Here is a 2448-nt window from a genome sequence, read left to right as displayed (position 1 = left end):
TAGCCATGACCTCAGAGGTTTCGGGCAAAATGCCTCGCCAAACACGAAAAGCTTCTGCCGCCTGCCCGACCAACATCCCGAGACCATCAATTGTCTGGGATGCCCCTGCCTCTTCAGCCCACCGATTAAAGACAGTCTGCTCTGAGCCGTACATCATGTCGTAGGCAACCGTCGCAGCACCGATAATCGATTTCGAAATTGGTGGCAAGGAACCCGATAAACTGGCCGAGGTACCATTAATCACCAAGTCAAAAGCTTCGTTCAAGGCTTCAAAGCTCGAACTTTCAATACTCCCCTGATCTTGAAACAAGTCTACCAAAGCATCCGCTTTACTAACGGTTCTATTGGCCACCACAACCTTGCTTGGCTTTTCTTCAAGTATAGGCTGCAATACGCCTCTTACAGCACCACCTGCCCCTAAAATCAGTATTTTTTTTCCACTTAGGCTAATTCCATGCCCCTGAATGTCGGACACTAAACCCAAACCATCTGTATTGTCACCGCAAAGCAAGCCTTGCTCATCAAGGTACAAAGTATTTACAGCACCAGCCTTTTCAGCACCAAGGCTACGCTTGTCACACATGTCCCAAGCTTGCTCTTTGAAAGGCACGGTAACGTTAAGGCCTTTTCCTTCTGTCTGAGCAAAAAAGCCTTTGACCACTGATGTAAAATCATCGACTGGCGCTTCAATTTTATCGTAAGTAAGTGCCTGCTTCGTCTGCGTAGCAAACATGCTATGAATCAATGGAGACTTACTATGAGAAACGGGGTTCCCAACAACGGCATATTTATCTGACATGTATTTTTCCTTACTCCCTGAAGACTATCAGATCCAGTCCTGATGCGGCAAAAAGCGCTCGGTCAGTTCAGCTTCTCTTGAACCTGCTTTAGTCTGATAGTTGTAATCCCAACTGACCAGCGGAGGCATCGACATAAGTATCGACTCAGTGCGCCCTCCAGACTGGAGGCCAAATAGCGTACCGCGATCAAATACTAGATTAAACTCAACATAACGGCCACGACGATGCAATTGGAACTGTCGCTCCCTTTCGCCATACTCGCTATCTTTGCGCCGTTCGATGATCGGGCGATACGCCTTCACATAGGAATTGCCCACGGCCTGCATAAATTCGAAGCTCTTTTCGAAGCCCCATTCATTCAAGTCATCAAAGAATAAGCCGCCAACTCCGCGCGCTTCGTCCCGATGTTTCAGGTAAAAGTACTCATCGCACCACTTTTTATACTTAGGGTAAACCTCTTCACCAAAAGGCGCACAAGCTTCCGCTGCAACTTGATGCCATTGCTGGCAATCTTCTACAAAACCATAGTAAGGCGTTAAATCATAACCACCACCGAACCACCAAATGGGTTCAGCACCGTCCTTTTCCGCAATAAAGAAGCGAACATTGGCATGAGAGGTCGGTACATAGGGGTTATGAGGGTGCATAACCAAAGACACACCCATCGCCTGAAAGCGACGACCTGCCAACTCAGGTCTGGCACTAGTTGCCGAAGGCGGCAATGAGTCCCCGTAAACATGAGAGAAGTTAACACCCCCTTTCTCGAAAACAGCCCCATCTTTAATCACTCGAGTTCGACCACCGCCACCTTGAGGGCGCTCCCAGGCATCCTCTACAAAGCGCGCCTGACCATCACTTTGCTCCAGCCCTTCACAAATACTATCTTGCAAACCGAGCAAATAAGCTTTGACCTGTTCTAACATGCACTCACTCCTAATATTTATTCTGTATGCGCTGAGTTTATCCAACGCTAGACCCGTAGCGACTCTCCGCTTACCAGGTCTCTAATTTCTGAAGGTTTATCGAAGCCGCCAAGGCGGCCAGGCAGAAGATAATCAACTCTCCCCCTAAAGTAGTCTCGTGCTTCACGTAGGTTCATTGCCGGATGCTTGCCAGAAGGATTAGCCGAAGTAGACACCAGAGGTGCTCCGACTCGTCGACTAAGCTCAACAATTAAAGGGTGCGTACTAAGACGCAAGGCAACGCTTGAAAACCGCCCCTTGATATATGAAGGCACTCTGTTGGCTTCATCTGGCACCAACCAAGTAGTCGGCCTCGTAACCGGCGCTAGAAACTTACGCTGAAGTGCCTCGGGCAAATCCTTAAGTAAAACGTCAAAATAACAAGCCTCTCCTGAAACCAAGATCAAGCCTTTTTCAACGGGTCTGGTTTTCAAGTCCAGGATCTTATAAACGGCTTGCTTGTTGTCTGGATGACAAGCCAAGCCCCAAACCGCCTCGGTCGGATGTGCAATCACTCCACCACCCTTGAGAATATTAGCAGCAAACTGAACCTGCCATTCAGATAAACGACTTAGCGACACCCAAACCTCTCTTCCTATCGACGCTATTTACACTTCAAAAAGCACTTTAGACAAGTGACCATAATTATTGGGCTGAGTTTACTGATTTCACACGCTGATAGCCAC

3 protein-coding genes are annotated in these 2448 nt (G+C 48.2%); all 3 read right to left on the bottom strand.

The features are described from left to right. A partial coding sequence (gene aroE / locus A3729_RS14895; protein ID WP_068634024.1) for a shikimate dehydrogenase occupies nucleotides 1-799 on the bottom strand: 799 nt, incomplete at its 3' end. A 27-nt stretch (nucleotides 800-826) separates the two neighbouring features. Continuing rightward, nucleotides 827-1723: an oxygen-dependent coproporphyrinogen oxidase gene (gene hemF / locus A3729_RS14890; RefSeq protein WP_068512821.1), complete on the bottom strand. Its 897-nt coding sequence runs from the start codon at nucleotides 1721-1723 to the stop codon at nucleotides 827-829. 47 nt (nucleotides 1724-1770) lie between these two features. Then, entirely contained in the window at nucleotides 1771-2343 is a 573-nt protein-coding gene (locus A3729_RS14885) for an L-threonylcarbamoyladenylate synthase (protein ID WP_068512824.1), read from the bottom strand. Nucleotides 2344-2448: the final 105 nt, after the last annotated feature.

The sequence above is a fragment of the Oleiphilus sp. HI0043 genome, assembly GCF_001634935.1.
The sequence above is the reverse complement of the archived record's forward strand: the minus strand, read 5'-3'. Positions and strand labels throughout refer to the sequence as shown.